The following is a 17,637-nucleotide window of genomic DNA, read 5'->3' as shown; positions in this document are numbered from 1 at the left end:
GCCATCCGGATTTGCCGCTTATTTTACTCGCGGTAGGCATGATGTCGATCATGAAGAGGACCGCGGCTGCCGGCGCAGCTCTCCATGGAACGCAGGTGCGGGTGGACGAACACCCCACGAGTCCGCTGACGGCGTATCAACGGGACATCTGGGCCGCCGGGTTACAGGCTCCGGAATCACCGCAGTTCAACTGCGTCCTCCACGAACGTCTGCGCGGCGGCGTCGACCGTGACACGCTCGCCGACTGCGCCGAGCGCGCGCTGTACCGCCACGAGACCTTCCGGACGCGGTTCGGCGAGAACGCGGGGGAGCCTTTCCAGTGGGTGGCGGGCGAGGGCGTCCGGGTCAGCAGGGTCGACCTCGCTCAAGAGCCCGAACCGGACATCGCGTGCGCCGAGTGGATGCGGCGCTCGATGGCGACGGCACTGCCGCTCACGGGCGGCGGCACTCTGGTCGAAGCCACCCTGCTGGTGGAGAGCCCGGACGTCACACATCTGCACATCAAGGCGCACCACATCGTCGCCGACGGCTGGACCGTCGATCGGCTGAGCCACGAGATTCTCGATGACTTCGCGCGGGCCACGGGTGCCGGCCGCGAGTCCACCGCCCGTCGCGAGCCGTCCTCCTACCTCGCCTTCGTCGAGGAGGAAGCCGCCTACCGCGCCGGCGCCGGCAGCGAGCGCGACCGTGCCTTCCACCGGGAAGCCCTCGCCGGTGTGGCGCCCGCGCTCTTCACGCGCACGGCGGACGGCAGCGGGCGCGGCCGCCACTCGTTCGTCTTCGAGGGCCCGCTCGTCGACCGCGTCCGCGGCGCCGGCCTCTCCCCGTTCGCGTACCTCACCGCCATGTTCGGCACCTGGCTGACGCGGCTGCACCGCAGCGAGGAGGCGGTCCTCGGCATTCCCTTCCTCAACCGGCCGGAGGCTCACCACAAGGACGTCCTCGGCCAGTTCGCCAACACCCTTCCGCTGCGGGTCGCGGCACACGGCGGGCGGACGGTGCGGGAGCTGGTCGCCGACACCCAGGAGGCGACCCGTGCGCTCCGGCGCCACGAACGGCTCTCGCTGGGCGACGTCCTGCGTGAACTGCCCACGTCGGCCGGCCCCCGCCAGCTCTTCGATGTGACGGTCTCCTACCTGCACTGGCCGCGGCCGGCACCGATACCGGGAGTCGAACGGCAGACGGCCATGATGGCCCCGTCGCACGAACAGGACGCCCTGGGCGTCATGGTGTGCGCCTTCGACGACACGGCCGACATCCACATCGACCTGGACTACGCCCTCGACGTCTTCGACGAGGACCTGCCCATCGCCTCCGTCGCCGGCCACCTCAGGACACTGATCGAGCACGGCGTGGACATGCTGGACCGGCCCGCGTCGGCCGTCCCGATGCTGGAGCCCGCCGAATACGAGGACCTCACCGCGGTGCGCAGCCACGGTCCGACGGTGCCCTATGCGGACGAGGCCACGCTCCACGGCCTGTTCGAGGGGCAGGCCGCCCGCCGCCCCGGGCAGATCGCCGTCATCGGCGCCACGGGCGAGACCCTGACCTACGCCGAACTGGACGAGCGGGCCAACCGGGTCGCCCGTGCCCTGCGTGACGAGGGCGTCGGCCCGGACGACCGGGTCGCGGTGATGATGGAGCGGGGGCCGCGGCTGCTGGTGGCGCTCCTCGGCACGCTGAAGGCTGGTGGCTCCTACGTACCGGTGGACCCCGGCTACCCGGCCGAACGGGTGCGGTTCCTGCTGGCGGACAGCCGCGCCAAGGTGGTGATCGTGGACGGCGACGGCCCCACCACGGGTGTGGCCGAAGGGGCGACGGTGCGGCATGTCGAGGAGCTGCTGCACGGCAGCGGTGCTCCGCTCCCGCCGCTCGCCGGCTCCCGCGATCTGGCCTATGTCATCTACACCTCCGGCTCGACCGGCCGGCCCAAGGGCGTGATGGTGGAGCACCACAGCGTGGTCAACCGCCTCGCGTGGATGCAGCGCCGCTATCCCTTGGGCGACAATGATGTCTTGCTGCAGAAGACCCCGGTCTCCTTCGACGTCTCGGTGTGGGAGCTGTTCTGGTGGGCCGTCGAGGGCGCCGCGGTGGCCCTGTTGCCGCCCGGCGGCCAGCAGGATCCGCGGGAGATCCTGCGGACCATACGGGAACAGCGGGTCAGCGTCGTGCACTTCGTGCCCTCGATGCTCGGCCCGTTCCTCGACCTGCTCCAGGCGATACCCGAGGCGCGCGAGGGCGTGAGTTCCCTGCGGTACGTCTTCTGCAGCGGCGAGGCCCTGCCCCCGGCACGGGTTGAGCAGTTCAACAGCATCTTCGGCATATCCGGCATATCCGGTGCGGAGTGCCCCGTGCGGCTGGTGAACCTGTACGGACCGACCGAGGCCACGGTCGACGTCTCGTACCACGACTGCCCGGCCGATCCCGCCCGGCCCGTCGCACGGGTCCCGATCGGCCGGCCGATCGACAACACCCGGCTGTATGTACTGGGAGCCGACGATCTGCCGCAGCCGGTGGGCGTCGCCGGTGAGCTGTGCATCGGTGGAGTCGGTGTCGCCCGGGGCTACCTGGACCGCCCGGAACTGACCGCCGAGAAGTTCATCGCCGACCCGTTCCTGCCGGGCGACCGCCTCTACCGCACCGGCGACCTCGCACGATGGCTGGCGGACGGGACCCTGGAGTACCTCGGGCGGATCGACGGCCAGGTCAAGATACGGGGAAACCGGGTGGAGTTGGGTGAGGTGGCGGGCGCCCTGTGCGCGGTCCCCGGCGTCCGCGACGCCCTCGTCGTCGACCACACCACCGCCGCGCGCGGCACCCACCTCGCCGGTTACTACGTCGCCGACGCCGCCATCGACCCCGCGACGCTGCGCGAACTGCTCGCGCGGACGCTGCCGGCGTTCATGATCCCGGCAGGTTTCGTACGGATCGACGCCCTTCCGCTGACCCCCAACGGAAAGGCCGATCGCCGGGCGCTGCCCCCGCTCCAGGACACCCTGACACCGGCCACCGGCGGGCAGCCTCGCAACCCCACCGAGGCCGCCCTGGTGGAGATCTGGGCCAGGGTGCTGGGCCGGGAGACCGTCGGCATCGACGACGACTACTTCGCGCTCGGCGGCGACTCGATCCTCATGCTCAAGGTGCGTGCCGAGGCCGAGGCGCGGGGCCTGCGCTTCTCCCTCACCGACCTCGTCCGCAACCCGACGGTGTCGGGGCTGGCCGCATGCGTCGAGAGCCTGACAGCGCCGGGGAACGACGCGGCCCTCGCCCCGTTCGCCCTGGTTTCCGGTGTGGACCGGGCCCGTCTGGAAGGCGCCGAGGACGCCTGGCCGCTCACCCGGCTCCAGCTCGGCCTGCTCTACGACAGCCGCAAGCACGAGAACTCCGCCACGTACAAGGACGTCTTCCAGTACACCCTCGAACTCCCCTGGGACGAGGACGCGTTCCGGCGGTCGTTCGAGCGGCTGGTGGCACGGCATCCGGCGCTCCGCTCCGCCTTCGACCTGGTGGGCGGCTCCGAGCCGTTGCAGATCGTCCGCTCTCAGGCGCCCGCTGGCCTGGACATCGTCGATCTGCGCGCGCTCGACGGCGCCGCGGCCGACGCCGAGGTCCGCGCGCACATCGAGGAACGCCGCCGCCACGCCTACGTCTTCGAACGGGCGCCGCTGTACCTCTGCCGGGCACACGTCCGGCCCGAGGCCGTCGACCTGGTCCTCAGCTTCCACCACGCCCTGCTCGACGGCGGCAGCGTGGCGAACCTCCTCCAGGAACTCCTCCAGGACTACGCGCACGGCCTGGGACTGGGCATCGGCCCCGTCGACGGCACGGCATCGCCCTCGCCCGCCTGCCACGTACAGGAGGAGCTGGCCGCCCTCGGGTCCGCGGAGACCCGGCAGTACTGGAAGGAGAAGCTGGCCGGCTGCGAACCCCTGCAGATCGAAGCGTTCCGGCCGCACCTGCCCGGCACCGGCCACGAGCCGTCCGCGCACCGCGCCGACCTGGCCGACGACCTGGTCGCCCAGGTAAGGCAGTTCGCCTCCGCACACCACCTGCCCATGAAGTCCGTGCTCTTCGCGGCGCACTGCCTGACGCTGGCCATGCTGGACGGGTCTGCCGGGGCTGACGGCACCCACGACGTGACCACCGGACTGATCACCCACGGACGGCCCGAACTCGCCCACGCGGAACGCACCGCCGGGCTCTTCCTGAACACGGTCCCGCTGCGTCTCGACGTGGCGCAGGCCGGATGGCTGGACGTGGCGCGGGCGGCCTTCCGGCAGGAACAGGACGGCCACCCCCACCGCCGCTACCCACTGAGCGCCATCCAGGAGGACCACGGCGGCCCCGTCCTGGACACCGCCTTCAACTATGTGCACTTCCACCAGCTGAACGAGGTCCTCGGCCTGCCGGGCGTGCGGCTGCGGGAGTTCCGCACCTGGGAAGAGACCGGCTTCCGGCTCCTGGTGAACGCGGTCACCGAACCGGACGGCGGACGCGTGTGGCTGCGGATCGACTGCGACGGCGACGGATTCTCCGCCGACCAGGCCCGCCTCTTCGCCGACGGCTACCGGAAGATCCTGTGGAGGATGGTGGCGGACCCGCACGGGGAGCCCGACTTCGCCTTCCTCGCCGACCGGCCGGTCCTCGCCCATGCCACGCCCCTGCCCGGCGTCGTCGAACGCTTCACGCGGCAGGCTGCCCACACCCCGGACGCGACGGCCCTGGTGAGGGGGGAGGAGCGGTGGAGCTACGCCCGGCTGGCCGAGACGGCCGACCGGGTGGCCCGGCAGCTGTGCGCGCTCGGTGCCCCGCCCCGCGCCCGGATCGGGATCGCGATGGACCGCGCACCGCAGACGATGGCGGTGATCCTGGGCGTGCTGCGGGCCGGGTGCGCCGTGCTGCCGCTGGATGTCGGCTACCCCGCCCAGCGGCTGGCCGCGATGCTGGAACAGGCCCGGCCCTTCCGCGTCATCGCACACGCTCCCCATGCCCATCTCATCGGCGACCCGTCGCTGGTGCTGCCCGCCGAGTCGGTCACCGAGCCGGCCACCGGCCCCCTCGCGGACCCTCCGGCGGAGATACCCGCCGACAGCACCGCCTACGTCCTGTTCACCTCGGGCTCCACCGGCACGCCCAAGGGTGTGGCCATGCCGCACCGCTCCCTGGCCGGCCTGGTGGCCTGGCAGACCCGGGCCACCAGCGGCGCCGTCGGCGGCGTCACCCTCCAGTACGCGCCGCTGAGCTTCGACGTCTCCTTCCAGGAGATCTTCTCCACCCTGTGCTCCGGCGGCACGCTGCATCTGGTGAGCGACGCCGAGCGGCGCGACATGCCGGAGCTGCTGCGGCTGATCGACCGCGCGGGCATCGAGCGGATCTTCGTGCCCTATGTGGCGCTCCAGCAACTGGCCGAAACCGCAGAGGCGTTGGGTATCACCCCGCGTGCCCTCCGGGTGCTGATCTCCTCCGGCGAACAGCTGCGCGTCACCCAGGAGATCCGCAGGCTGTGCGCCGCACTCCCGGGCGCCGTCCTGGAGAACCAGTACGGGCCGACGGAGACCCATGTCGCCACCGCCTGCACCATGACCGGGGACCCGGACGCGTTTCCCATGCTGCCTCCGATCGGACGCCCCGTCGACGGCGCCGAGGCACATGTGCTGGACGACCGGCTGCGCCCGGTGCCCGCCGGCGCGCGCGGCACCATCTACCTCGGCGGCAGCTGCCTGGCCGACGGCTACGAAGGCCGCCCCGACCTCACCAAGGAACGCTTCGTCGCGCATCCCTTCGCGGGCGGGGACCACCGGCTGTACGACACCGGGGACCTCGGCCTGGTGCTGCCCGACGGGACGATCGCGTACGCCGGCCGGGCCGACACCCAGGTCAAGGTGCGCGGCTTCCGCGTCGAACTCGCCGAGGTGGAGCTGGCCGTCACCGGTCTCGCCGGGCAGTACCCGGGCCTGCGCGACGCCGCGGTGGTGGCCCGGCGGCACGAGAACGGCGAGAGTCTCCTCACGGCCTTCCTCGTCGGCGACGGCACCGCCGCGGATCTGGCCGGCATCCGCCGGCAGCTGCGCACCACGCTGCCCGACCACATGGTCCCCTCCCATCTGCAATGGGTGACGCAGCTGCCGCTGACTCCCAGCGGGAAGCGGGACGACGCCGCCCTGCGCGGGCTCCCGCTCACCGCCACCGCCGAAGCCGCCGGGGCCGGGCCGGGCGACGCCTACGAACGCGGCGTGGCGGAGATGCTGGCGGACCTGCTGCAGCTGCCCGCCGTCGGTGTGCACGACAGCCTCTTCGACCTGGGCGGCACCTCACTCACCGCGATGCGGCTGGTGGTCCGGATCGAGCAGCGCTACGGGGTGAACATCCCGCTGGCGGAGTTCATCGCCACCCCCACCGTGGCCGGGCTCGCCGCGCGGCTGCGCGCGGGCGGCGCGGTCGCCGCGTACGACCCCCTGGTGCCGATCCGCCCGGAGGGCACCCGCACGCCGCTGTTCATGGTCCATCCCATGGGCGGCAACGTCCTGTGCTACGTACGCTTCGCCCGGCACCTCCCGGACGATCAGCCGCTGTACGCGCTCCAGGCGGCCGGGGCGGACCCCGGCACCAGGCCGCTGCGCACCGTCGAGGAGATCGCGGACAGTTACATCGCCGCGATGCGGACGGTGCAGCCGCACGGCCCGTACGCCATCGCCGGATGGTCCTTCGGCGGCTTCGTCGCCTTCGAGATCGCCCGGCGGCTGCGGGCATCGGGGGAGGACGTGGCCAGGCTCGTGCTCCTGGACACCACCGCGCTGAGCCAGGGAGAGCGCCACCGTCACGACGACGACGCGCTGCTCGGGTGGTTCTTCTGGGAACTGCTCTGGCTGGAGCGCGGCGGCGACTCCCCGATGGAGGTCATCCCGGACGAACTGTCCTCGCTGGAGGAGAAGTTCGACTTCATCGCCCGTCTCGCGACCGATGCGGGTGTGCTGCCGGCCGGCAGTTCGGGCGCCGTCATACGCCGGCTCTTCCGCGTCTATCAGGCGAACTGGCAGGCGGCGCTGGACTATCGGCCCGAGGCCGCGGGCCAGGGGGTCACCCTGATCCGCGCCATGGAGCCGCTGCCGGACGTCCTCGCCACGATGCACGGCGCCGCCGGAAGCCGCCACGAGGACCGGACCAACGGCTGGAGCGATATGACCGACGGCCCGCTCCAGGTCATCGACGTGCCCGGTGACCACCTCACGATCATGGAAGAACCGCACGTGGCCCACGTGGCGAAAACGGTCGCGGACCTGATCGGTACCGGCCCGGCCGGCTCCCACGCCCGATCCCACGAGGAGAACTGACGCCATGTCGAGAAACCCGGAAAGCACCAGGAACCAGCCCGTGCAGGCCATCGTCATCGGAGCCGGTATCGGCGGACTGGCCTGCGCCATCGCCCTCCGGCGGGTCGGCATCGACGTGACGGTGTACGAGCGCGCCACCGAGCTGCGTGCCGCCGGTTCCGGCTTATCGGTCATGTCCAACGCCCTCACCGCGCTCAGCACGCTGGGCATCGACCTCGGCCTGGAAAAGCGGGGCCAGGCCGTGGAGTCCTTCACGGTCATGGACCACCGCGGCCGGGACATCAGGGACCTGCCGTTCAAAGAGGTCTGCGAGACGGTCGGCGCGCCCAGCGTCTGCCTGAGCCGCTCGGACCTTCAGGAGGCCCTGCTGGACGCGGCCGCGGACTGCCCCATCCACCTGGGCGCCGTCGCGACCGGCTTCGAGACCGACGACACGGGCGTCACCGTCCGCTTCGAGGACGGGAGTTCGGCGCACGGCGACATCCTCGTGGGCGCCGACGGATTCCGCTCGGCCGTACGCGGCCGGCTCGTCGGGCCGGAGACGTCACAGGACAGCGGCTATGTCTGCTGGCTCGGCATCGTCCCCTTCGACCACCCCGTCCTCGCCCCGGGCAGCGTGCGCCACTACTGGGGCAGCGGACAGCGCTTCGGCCTCATCGACATCGGCCGCGGCCGCTACTACTGGTGGGGCACCAAGAACATGCCCGCCGACCGCTCGCACGCCTGGGACGGCACCAAGGACGAGATCACCCGGGCCTACGCGGGCTGGGCCGACGAGGTGACGGCCGTGATCGAAGCCACCCCACCCGGGGACATCCTCGCCGTGCCCTCCCGCGACCGCACCTTCCTGGAACGCTGGGGCGACGGTCCGGTCACCCTGCTCGGCGACGCCGCGCACCCCATGCTGACCACCCTCGGCCAGGGCTCGGGCATGGCGATCGAAGACGCCGTGGTCCTGGCCCACACCCTGGCCGAGCCCGGGGCGCGCGACGACCTGCCGCTCGCGCTGCGGACGTACGAGGACCGCCGCCGCGACCGCACCCGGGCCATGGTCGCCGCGTCCCGGTCGATGAGCGACCTCGAACAGGCCGACACCCCCGAACACCGGCAGGTCAGGGACGACTACTTCCGGCTGACGCCCCGGCAGGAACTGGTCCGCCAGCAGGAGGAATCGCTCACTTTCCCCGCCATCCCGGACCCCGAACCACGCGTCCGGCGGAAGCTGAGCCCTCTGGAGCGCTGGTACTGGACCGCGGACCGGACCTCACCGCTCCACGGTGTCAACCGGACCCGGGTCCACGGGCCCCTGGAGTTGCCCCTGTTGCGTCGCGCCCTGGACATCCTCCAGTCCCGGCACCCGCTGCTGCGCGTCGCGATCAGCGCTGACGAGGAGGGAGCGGCCCCCGCGTTCCGTCCGGTGGGCGGGCGGCCGATCCCGCTGCGGCACGTCCAGGTGCCGGCCGGAGAGGCCGAGGCCGACGCGCGCTGGCAACGCGAGATCGACGAGCACGAGCTCGCCGAGGGCATCGACTGGCGCACCGGGCCCCTGGTCCGGGCCGCCGTGATCACCCGGGAGGGTGCGGAGCACGGGGAGGACGTGCACGACCTGCTCTTCACGGCGGCGCACTGCATAGCCGACGGCATGACGGGCCTGTCCCTGCTCGGGGAGTGGGTCGACATCGCCGCGCGGCTGAGCACCGGCGAGCAGCCGCCGGCTACGTCACACCGGGCGCTGCCTGCCGCGGAAGACCTGCTTCCGCACCACCACCGGGGGGAGGCCGGCGCCGCCGCTCTCACGGCCCTGATGGAGCGTGATGAGGAGGAAGCCCGTCGACTGCGGCCACGGCGTATCGTCCCGAGCCGGCCGGTCCCCTTCGACCGGCGGCGCACCCGGCTGGTGCACAGGTCCCTCACCGCCGGGCAACTGGAGCTGCTCGTGGGCGCCTGCAAACGGCACGAGGTCACGGTGCACGGAGCCCTGGCCGCCGCCATGGTGACCGCCGTCGCCCTGGAGGCGGGGACGCAGGAACCCGCCCACTTCTCGATCGGTTCCCCGCTCGACTTCCGCGCCGAACTGGACCCCGCCGTCTCCTACGGCGAGGCCGGCACCTACGCGGCCACCCTCCCCTCCCGCGTCCTCCACCGGCCCGGCATGCCGCTGTGGCCCATGGCCGGCGCCATCAGCCGCGACCTGGCGGACCGCCGGCAGCGCGAGGAACACCTGGCCCTGGTCAACCTGCTGGACCGGGCAGGGCCCAGGACAGCGGCCGATGACGACACCTTCATGCGGTACATGGACGAACAGGGCCCGCTCAACCTGTGCCTCTCCAACCTCGGCCGCTATGCCGTCCCCGACCGGGTGGGCCCTTGGCGCGTCTCCGGTACCCAGGTCGTCGCGGGTATCTCGGTGACGGGTGCCGTCGTGGCAACCGCCATCACCAGTCACGGCCAACTCGCCTGGAACTTCAGCTACATCGAGGGAATCGTTCCGGCACCGCGCGCCCACCAGATCGCCGATATGTCCGTACGCACCCTGCTGTCCGCGGTGTCACCCGAGTCCGACGCGACCCACGTGTCCGACGCCTCCGCCTGACCGGTCGTCCAGGCCGTATACCCCACCACTGAAAGAGAACGAAGTGCTCAACTGGCAGCCCAAGCCCCTGTCTCCGGCCGGACGCGCCGTCGTCATCACCGGCGCCTCCTCCGGACTCGGCAAGGATTGCGCGCTCCACCTGGAACGGCGCGGCTTCCGCGTCTTCGCCGGAGTGCGCAGGACCGAGGACGGCGCGCGGTTGCGTGCCGAGGCGTCCTCCGCGCGTCTGCGGCCGGTCCTCATGGACGTGACCGGTGAGGAGTCCCTCCGGGCGGCTGCCGCGGAGGTTGCCGAGTCCGTGGGCGAGCAGGGCGTGTGGGCGCTGGTGAACAACGCCGGTACGTGCCTGTCGGCACCCCTGGAGTGTGTGCCGCCCGATCAGCTGCGACAGCAGCTGGACACCAATGTCGTCGGTCCGGTCGCCGTCACCCAGGCTTTCCTGCCGCAGCTGCGCCGGAGCCGCGGGCGCGTCGTCAACATCTCCTCGGGTATGGGCAGCGTGGCGATGCCCTACCTCGGCGCCTATGCGACGGGGCAGTTCGCGAAGGAGGGAATGAGCGACGCGTTCCGCCGCGAGCTGCGGCCCTTCGGCGTCTCGGTCTCGGTCGTGAAGCCGGGCGCGATCGCGACCCCGATCTGGGACAAGGTGCGGGAGGCCGGTGAGGAGATCCTGAACAAGGGCCCCGAAGACATCGCCGGCCGCTACCGGGCGCCCTTCGAACAGTTCCTGCGGATGAATGAGCAGCGGGCGCAGTCGAGCAGCACCCGGCCGGAGGACTTCGCACGTACCGTCTTCCGGGCGCTGACCGCTCCGCGGCCCCGGACCCGCTACTGCGTAGGCCCCGATGCGTGGGCGGCCGCGACGCTGTCGCGACTCCTCCCGGACTCCGTGCTGGACCGCGGCCTCAGCGCGGTCACAAGGGCCGATAGGGGCCGGTCAGGATCCTGACGAGGCGTCAGCAGCCGGATCAGCGGCAGGTGATGGCGGGGCCGCCCCAGTCGGCGTGGTCGGAGTCGTTTCCGTTCCCCCCGTCCGTGACCACCAGGCGCAGGTCGTTGCCGCCGGTGAGGTCCGCGGTGAGGCGCTTGGCGGGCTGACCGACCGTCATCAGCCCGCTGTCGGCGACCAGCGTGCTGTCCCGGTAGATCTGGAAGACCACGGAGCCGTTCGCGGCCACCTCGTCGTCGAGGCCCACATCCACGCTCAGGGAGGTGCATTCGCCGCCGAGGTGGTAGGTGACCTCGCTGTTGGCGTGTGCCCCCAGCCCCTGGGGGTAGCCGGTTCCGTGGATGGTCAGGGGATGTCCGTCGATGCTGGTGTTCTGTCGCGCCGGCGAGAAGGTGCTGGAGCTGGAGGTCCACATCCGGGTGGTCAGCGCGGTGGTCTGGCCGGCCGGCGGCTTGGTCTTGCCGCCCGGACGCGAGGAGCGCGACGGCTTCGACGACGGGTGCCGTGGCTTCGGGCGCTTCGACGCCTTGCTGTGGGTGGGGTCCGGGGAGCCCGGCGCCGAGCGGGAGGCGGTCGCCGAACCCTTGGGATCGGCGCTCGGCGACCGGTCCGGAGGGGGCGCCGAAGGGAAATCGGACTGTTCGGGGCTGTCGGCCGAGGTGTCGTGGTGCGCCGAGCTGACCCGGGAGCCGGCGGATATGGCGACGCCGGCCAGGACGGCGACGGCCACCGCGGACGCGAGCACGGCCAGACGCGCCGGTGAGAGCCGGGAGCCCTTGGTGCGGGGCGGTGCGGCGGACGGCGGAGGCACCGGCGGCCCGGCGGGGGCGAATGCGCCGCCGGGGGAGGCCCGTTGACCGTCGGCGGGCGGCGGCCGCTCCCCCTCCATCCGCGCGGCCAGCCAGGACGGGAAGTCGTCGCGCAGCTCGGTGTCCCGGGACGTCCGGTGCCAGGCGGCGGCGGTGTCCCGTACGGCGGTCAGCAACGTCTTCCGCCAGTCCGCGTCGGAACCCGCTGCCGGTCCGGGGGAGCGGAGGACGGCGTCGATGGCCTGTTTCGTCAGATCCGCTGCCGCCTGGGAGGACCGGCAGCAGTCGCGGGCCTGGGCGAGCACGGCGGCATAGTGCCGTCGGTGGAATTCGTGGAGGGCTTCCTCAGCCGCCCCGGTGGTGCCGTCCGGAGCCTGGGCGCCATGCGGACCGGCCGCAGCCCGGCCACCGGTCCGGGCCGCCGCACGGATGCGCTGGACCAGCTCGGTATCGGAGGGCCTGGCCCCACCGAGGGTATCGGAGTGCTCTTGCATGAGTCGGCTGATTACCCTTCAAAACATACTGACGGGCCACGAAAGTACCGCAAGAAGTGGACAGCTCCGCGGCCGGTCCGTCATTCGGCGACAGATGGGGGACCGACGGCCGCGGGGACGCGGGCGCCACCCCCGCGGCCGTCCCCGTCACACCATTTCCACCACCGCCGTCACCACGAAACCCGAGCCGACGAGCCACTTGCCGCTGAACTCGGTGAGTTCCCTGCCGTCAACCACGGGTCCGGGGACGAGTAGTTGAGCGGTGAAGGTGGCGTTCGTCGGGTCCAGGGTGAGCAGCGCCTCCTCGAAGTCGAGCCAGCGGCGGGTGAGCGGGAACCACGCCTTGTAGACGCTCTCCTTCGCGCTGAACACCAGGCGGTCCCAGCACACTTCGGGCTGCAGCGCGGCCAGCCGGCGGAGCTGGGTGCGTTCCTCGGGGAGGGTGACCAGGTCGACCACCCCGGGGTCGTTCACGGGCAGATTGGGCTCCGCGTCCAGGCCGATCGTCCGGACCTCCGCCGCGCGGGCCACCGCCACGGCGCGGTAGCCGGCGCAGTGCGTCATGGCGCCGACGACACCCGCCGGCCACTGCGGCTCCCGGTTGGGGCCGGGCAGCAGCGGCGCGGGCGGGAAGCCCAGTTCGGCCAGTGCCCGGCGGGCGCAGCCGCGTACGGTGCCGAACTCCCGCTGCCTCTTGGGCACGGCGTTGGCCACCTGTGCCAGCTCCTCGGGAAACATCTCGGACAGCGGCGCGTCCTCGAATGCCTCGGCGGTCCTGATCGGGGCCGGCAGCAGCTTGTCGATCATGCCGGGCTCCCGGGGGTGCCGGAGGCGACCGTGGCCGGCAGGGGCAGGATCTGGACCGGCCGGCCCGGCGCGGCGGCCCGGCGCTGCCATTCCCGCGGATAGCCGAGCGACACCTCCTGGTGCGGTACCCCGTCCAGCGTCAGCAGCCGCGGGATGTGCAGGTGGCCGTAGACCACGGCGGCGGCACGGAAGCGGCGCGGCCAGTCCGCGGTCGACTCCGTACCGCACCACAGCGCGAAGTCCGGGTACCACAGGGGCCGGGTGGGCTCGCGCACCACCGGCCAGTGGTTGACGAGCACGGTGGGCAGCTCCTCGGGAACGGCGGCGAGCCGGGCCTCCGTGGCGGCCACCCGCGCCTGGCACCACGCCTCCCGGGTCGGATACGGGTCCGGATGCAGAAAGTGCTCGTCGGTGCAGACCACCCCCGCCTGCTCCGCCCGTGCCAGCGCCGCCTTCTTGGACGTCACTCCCGGCTGCCGGAAGGTGTAGTCGTAGAGGAGGAACAGCGGGGCGATGACGACCGGGCCGCCGTCGCCTTCCCAGACCGGATACGGGTCCTCGGGGGTCAGGACGCCCAACTCCCGGCAGATGTCCACCAGATGCTCGTAGCGCGCCACACCGCGCAGCTGCACCGGATCCTGCGCCGGGGTCCACAGCTCGTGATTGCCGGGCACCCACACCACCTTGGCGAACCGGCTGCTGAGCAGCGAGAGCGCCCAGCGGATGTCGGAGACGAACTCCCCGACATCACCGGCGACCAGCAGCCAGTCGTCGTCGGACTCCGGTCTTATCCCCTCGACGATGTCGCGGTTCTCCTTGTAACGGACATGCAGATCGCTGACGGCCACCAATCTGCCGCGTCCGCCGCCGTGCGAGGAACCGTCGGCGGCTCCGGCGGCGCCGGGGGTGTGGGTGCGGATCTCGTAGGTCATCTTCGAAGTAAAGACGGTGCGGGCGCGAGAGTGAAGCGCGGACGGGGTGAGGTGCGGCGCGTCACCGGCCTGGCGGGGGCGTCGGCCGGCCGCCTGCCCCGGTGGCGGAGGCGTCGCCGCGGCGGATACGGGTGGCCAGCCACAGGTCGAAGCGGTCGTCGGGGTCGTCGAGGCGCCGGCCGGTGAGGTCCATGGCCTTGTCCAGGCGGTTGCGTACGGTGTGCCGGTGGACGCCGAGCCGCCGGCTGGTGGCGTCCCAGGCGCCGCCGGTCTCCAGCCAGGCCGCGAGGGTCGCCGTCAACTCCTCGCCGTTGTCCGCGAGATCGAGCGGGCCGAGCACGGTGTCGGCGTAGCCCTGCAGCGTGCGGCGGTCGCCCAGGTCGAGCAGGAGCCGGCTGGCCTGGCTCTGCCGGGCCTCGGCGGGCTCGCCGCTGGACCGGCTGACGGCGAGCAGGCCCGTCGCCTGGCGCAGCGACACCCGTACCGCCTCTGGGGCGGTGGCCGGGCCGATACCGGCCGGGCAGCGCGGGGCGAAGCGGGCGAGCACATCGCGGATGTCCAGATCCTCGCCGACCACCGCCTCGATGACCGCGCCCGGCGCTCCGTCCACGACCCTGACCAGGCCACCGGGCATCGCCAGCGCCAGATCGGCGGCCATCTCCTGCGCGGGGCCGTCCGTCCCGTCCGCCGTGCCGTCCGCCGTCCCCTCTGCCGCCCCGGCCCCGGCCCCCGCCGTACGACCGCCCGCGCCGTCGGCGCCGCCCGCACCCGCATCGGCCTCCGTCGCCACCACGACCCCCCGCACCCGCTCGGCCGTCAGCCCCGCCGACCGCAGCATGTCCCGGGCCCGCCCGGGGGCCGGATCCTCCTCGGCCAGCAGCTCGGACAGCAGCGCCGACCTGCGGCGGCGCTCCGGCTCATCGCGCAGATGACGGCGCTCCAGCTCCAGGGACAGCAGCGAGACCAGCCCGGGGACGACCGAGCGGGCGGCATCGTCCGGACGGCCGCTGAGCAGCAGCAGCCCCCGCAGCCGGCGCGCCCCCAGCGGCTGCACCTCCAGCTGCTGCCCGGCGGCCGTGCTGGACGCGCTGCCGCGCAGTCCGCGCGCGGCGACCCGTTCAATCAGGTCCCGGGCCGCGGCCGGCGGCGTCCGCTGCGCCCGCTCGGCCGCCGCGAGCAGCCGCCCCAGCGGGTCGAAGACCGCCGCGCCGACCCCGGTGGCGGCCGTCCACTCCGCCAGCATCGGCCGCAGCCCGTCGCCGGTCGCCGCCGCCGTCAGCCGCCGCTGGGTCGCGAACGCCCGCTGCAGCCGCTCGCGCTGCTCCTCGGCCCGCGCCTCGAAGACCGCCTTGGTGACGGCGATGAACGGCACCCCGTCCGGCACCGTCAGCAGCGGCAGCCCGGCCTCCTCGGCCGCGGCCGTCAGCGGCTCCGGCGCCTCCTGGTACGGCAGTCCCTGCCCCAGACCGAGCGCCAGACAGGCCGCCCCGCCCTCGGCCACATCCCGTACGTACGCCCGGCACGCGACCGGATCCTCCGGCAGCAACAGGCCGATGGTCATCAGGAGTTCGCCGCCCTGCAGCCATTTCCCCGGCGCCGGCAGATCCGAGACGGTCGCCGCCTCGATCGTGCGGGCCAGCAGCGGCGGCGGCACGTCGTAGGCGGCCGACAGCCGGAGATCGGGCCGGGCCAGCAGGTCGGAGAGATGCAGGGGCATAGACACAGTGTCCAGCAGATGGCCCTGCGGTGGACGCTCGGGCGATCGGCCTGGTGGGTGGTGATGGCACGAGGCGACCCTACGGGCCGAGCACCACCGCCGATTCCGGGGGCAGCCGCAGCACCCCGTCCGCGCCGGGGAGCCGGGCGCCGGGCCAGCCCGCCAGCGCCTGGAGCCCGGCCCCGCGGCCGGCCCCGCGGCCGGCCCCGCTGTCGGCCCCGCCGCCCCCGTCGTCGTCGCCGACCGGGATGTCGGCCGTGGTGTCGCGCGAGAGATTGACCGCCACCCGGAGCGGGCCGCGTCGCAGCAGGAGCCAGCGGGCCGCCTCGTCGTAGCGGACGGCGGTGTGCCGGGGGTCCGGGTCGGTCAGCGGGGGCAGCTCATGACGCAGCGCCAGCAGCGTGCGATGCCAGGCCAGCAGCGCGGTGTGCGGCTCCCGGGCCGGTTCGGTCCAGTCCAGGACGCAGCGGTCGCGGGTGGCCGGGTCCTGCGGGTCGGGCCAGTCACCGGCGGCACCGGCCCACTCGTGCGCGGTGAACTCGCGCCGCCGCCCCTCCCGTACCGCCTCCGCCAGCTCCGGATCCTGGTGATCGGTGAAGTACTGCCACGGGGTGGTCGCGCCCCACTCCTCGCCCATGAACAGCATCGGGGTGAACGGCGCGCACAGCACCAGCGTGGCGGCACAGGCGAGCAGGCCGGGGGAGAGCCCGGCGGCGAGCCGGTCGCCGAGCGCGCGGTTGCCGATCTGGTCGTGCGTCTGGGCGTAGGCCAGCAGCCGGTACGCGGGGGTCACCCGCAGATCCAGCGGCGCGCCGTGCCTGCGGCCGCGGAAGGTGGAGTGTGTACCGTCGTGGAAGAAGCCGCCGGTGAGCGTCTTGGCGAGGGCGGCGAGCGGGGCCCGTGCGAAGTCCCCGTAGTAGCCCTGGGATTCGCCGGTGAGCGCGGTGTGCAGGGCGTGGTGGAAGTCGTCGTTCCACTGGGCGTGCAGACCGTGCCCGCCGCCCGCCCTGGGCGCGGTGGTGCGCGGATCGTTGAGGTCGGACTCGGCGACCAGGAACAGCGGGCGCCGCAGCCGCCCGGCCAGCGCGTCGACGGCGGCGGACAGCGCGGCCAGGAAGTGCGGGGAGCGGTCGTCGTGCAGTGCGTGCACGGCGTCCAGCCGCAGTCCGTCGAGTCGGTAGTCGCGCAGCCAGGAGAGCGCACTGGCGAGGAAGTAGGCGCGCACCTCGTCGGAACCGGGGGCGTCGAGATTGACCGCCGCGCCCCACGGGGTGTGGTGGGTGTCGGTGAAGTACGGCCCGAACGCCGGGAGGTGGTTGCCGGACGGGCCGAGGTGGTTGTGCACCACATCGAGCACCACCCCCAGCCCGTGCCCGTGCGCCGCGTCCACGAACCGCTTGAGCCCCTCCGGCCCGCCGTACGGTTCGTGCACCGCCCAGGGGGCGACCCCGTCGTACCCCCACCCATGGGTGCCGGGGAACGGGCAGACCGGCATCAGGGAGATATGGGTGATGCCCAGGTCGGCGAGGTGGCGCAGCCGCGCGGCGGCGGCGTCGAAGGTGCCCTCGGGGGTGTAGGTCCCGATGTGCAGCTCGTAGAGGACCGCACCGGGCAGCGGGCGGCCGGGCCACGGGTGCCGCCAGCCGAACCGGTCGTGTACGACGACCGCGGCGGGCCCGCCGGGGCCCTCCGGCAGCCGGGCGGCGCGCGGATCGGGCAGCGGCGGCCCGCCGTCCAGCCGGAAGGCGTACCGGTCGCCGTCCCGGGCCGGCGCCTCGGCCCGCCACCAGCCCGCGCGGCCGGGGTCCCGCTCCATCGGGACCGGTGGCTCGCCCGCCCGGTCCCCCGCCCACTGGAGAGCGACCCGCCCGGCCTCCGGAGCCCACACCTCGAACAGCACGGCCGTCCTCCTTCGTTCGGTCCCGGTCCCTGACGAAAGCACGCCGCCGCGCCACCCGACAGCCCGACGTGGCGATACGGGCCGACATCGCGCCACCCCACTGGG

The 17,637-nt window shown here is 73.0% G+C and carries 8 protein-coding genes; 3 read left to right on the top strand and 5 right to left on the bottom strand.

Translation table 11 applies throughout. The features are described from left to right. Positions 1–50: 50 nt before the first annotated feature. The 3 genes from STRTU_RS07630 to STRTU_RS07620 are packed head-to-tail and all read left to right on the top strand — an operon-like array spanning position 51 to position 10,873. Positions 51–7,331, top strand: a complete 7,281-nt coding sequence (locus STRTU_RS07630; protein ID WP_159742848.1) for an amino acid adenylation domain-containing protein — start codon at positions 51–53, stop codon at positions 7,329–7,331. Positions 7,332–7,335: 4 nt separating this feature from the next. Continuing rightward, entirely contained in the window at positions 7,336–9,924 is a 2,589-nt protein-coding gene (locus STRTU_RS35925) for an FAD-dependent monooxygenase (RefSeq protein ID WP_159742847.1), read from the top strand. A gap of 43 nt (positions 9,925–9,967) precedes the next feature. Next, complete coding sequence (locus tag STRTU_RS07620; RefSeq protein ID WP_159742846.1) at positions 9,968–10,873, top strand: SDR family oxidoreductase; 906 nt, start codon at positions 9,968–9,970, stop codon at positions 10,871–10,873. A gap of 19 nt (positions 10,874–10,892) precedes the next feature. Here the strand turns inward: STRTU_RS07620 and STRTU_RS07615 are convergent, their stop codons facing one another. From STRTU_RS07615 to treZ, 5 genes are all read right to left on the bottom strand, one after another. Next, a complete protein-coding gene (locus STRTU_RS07615) occupies positions 10,893–12,176 on the bottom strand; it encodes an NPCBM/NEW2 domain-containing protein (RefSeq protein ID WP_159742845.1) in 1,284 nt (427 codons plus the stop codon). Between the two features lie 147 nt (positions 12,177–12,323). After that, entirely contained in the window at positions 12,324–12,983 is a 660-nt protein-coding gene (locus STRTU_RS07610; RefSeq protein ID WP_159742844.1) for a 4'-phosphopantetheinyl transferase family protein, read from the bottom strand. Continuing rightward, positions 12,980–13,915, bottom strand: a complete 936-nt coding sequence (locus STRTU_RS07605) for a metallophosphoesterase family protein (protein ID WP_159742843.1) — start codon at positions 13,913–13,915, stop codon at positions 12,980–12,982. The genes STRTU_RS07610 and STRTU_RS07605 overlap by 4 nt, the downstream gene beginning before the upstream one ends. Before the next feature lie 61 nt (positions 13,916–13,976). Next, complete coding sequence (locus STRTU_RS07600; RefSeq protein ID WP_159742842.1) at positions 13,977–15,632, bottom strand: PucR family transcriptional regulator; 1,656 nt, start codon at positions 15,630–15,632, stop codon at positions 13,977–13,979. Between the two features lie 79 nt (positions 15,633–15,711). Beyond that, positions 15,712–17,532, bottom strand: coding sequence for a malto-oligosyltrehalose trehalohydrolase (treZ, locus tag STRTU_RS07595; RefSeq protein WP_159742841.1), 1,821 nt, complete (start codon positions 17,530–17,532; stop codon positions 15,712–15,714). Positions 17,533–17,637: the final 105 nt, after the last annotated feature.

Source organism: Streptomyces tubercidicus (assembly GCF_027497495.1).
In the GTDB taxonomy this organism is placed as follows: Bacteria; Actinomycetota; Actinomycetes; order Streptomycetales; family Streptomycetaceae; genus Streptomyces; species Streptomyces tubercidicus.
The sequence above is the reverse complement of the archived record's forward strand: the minus strand, read 5'-3'. Positions and strand labels throughout refer to the sequence as shown.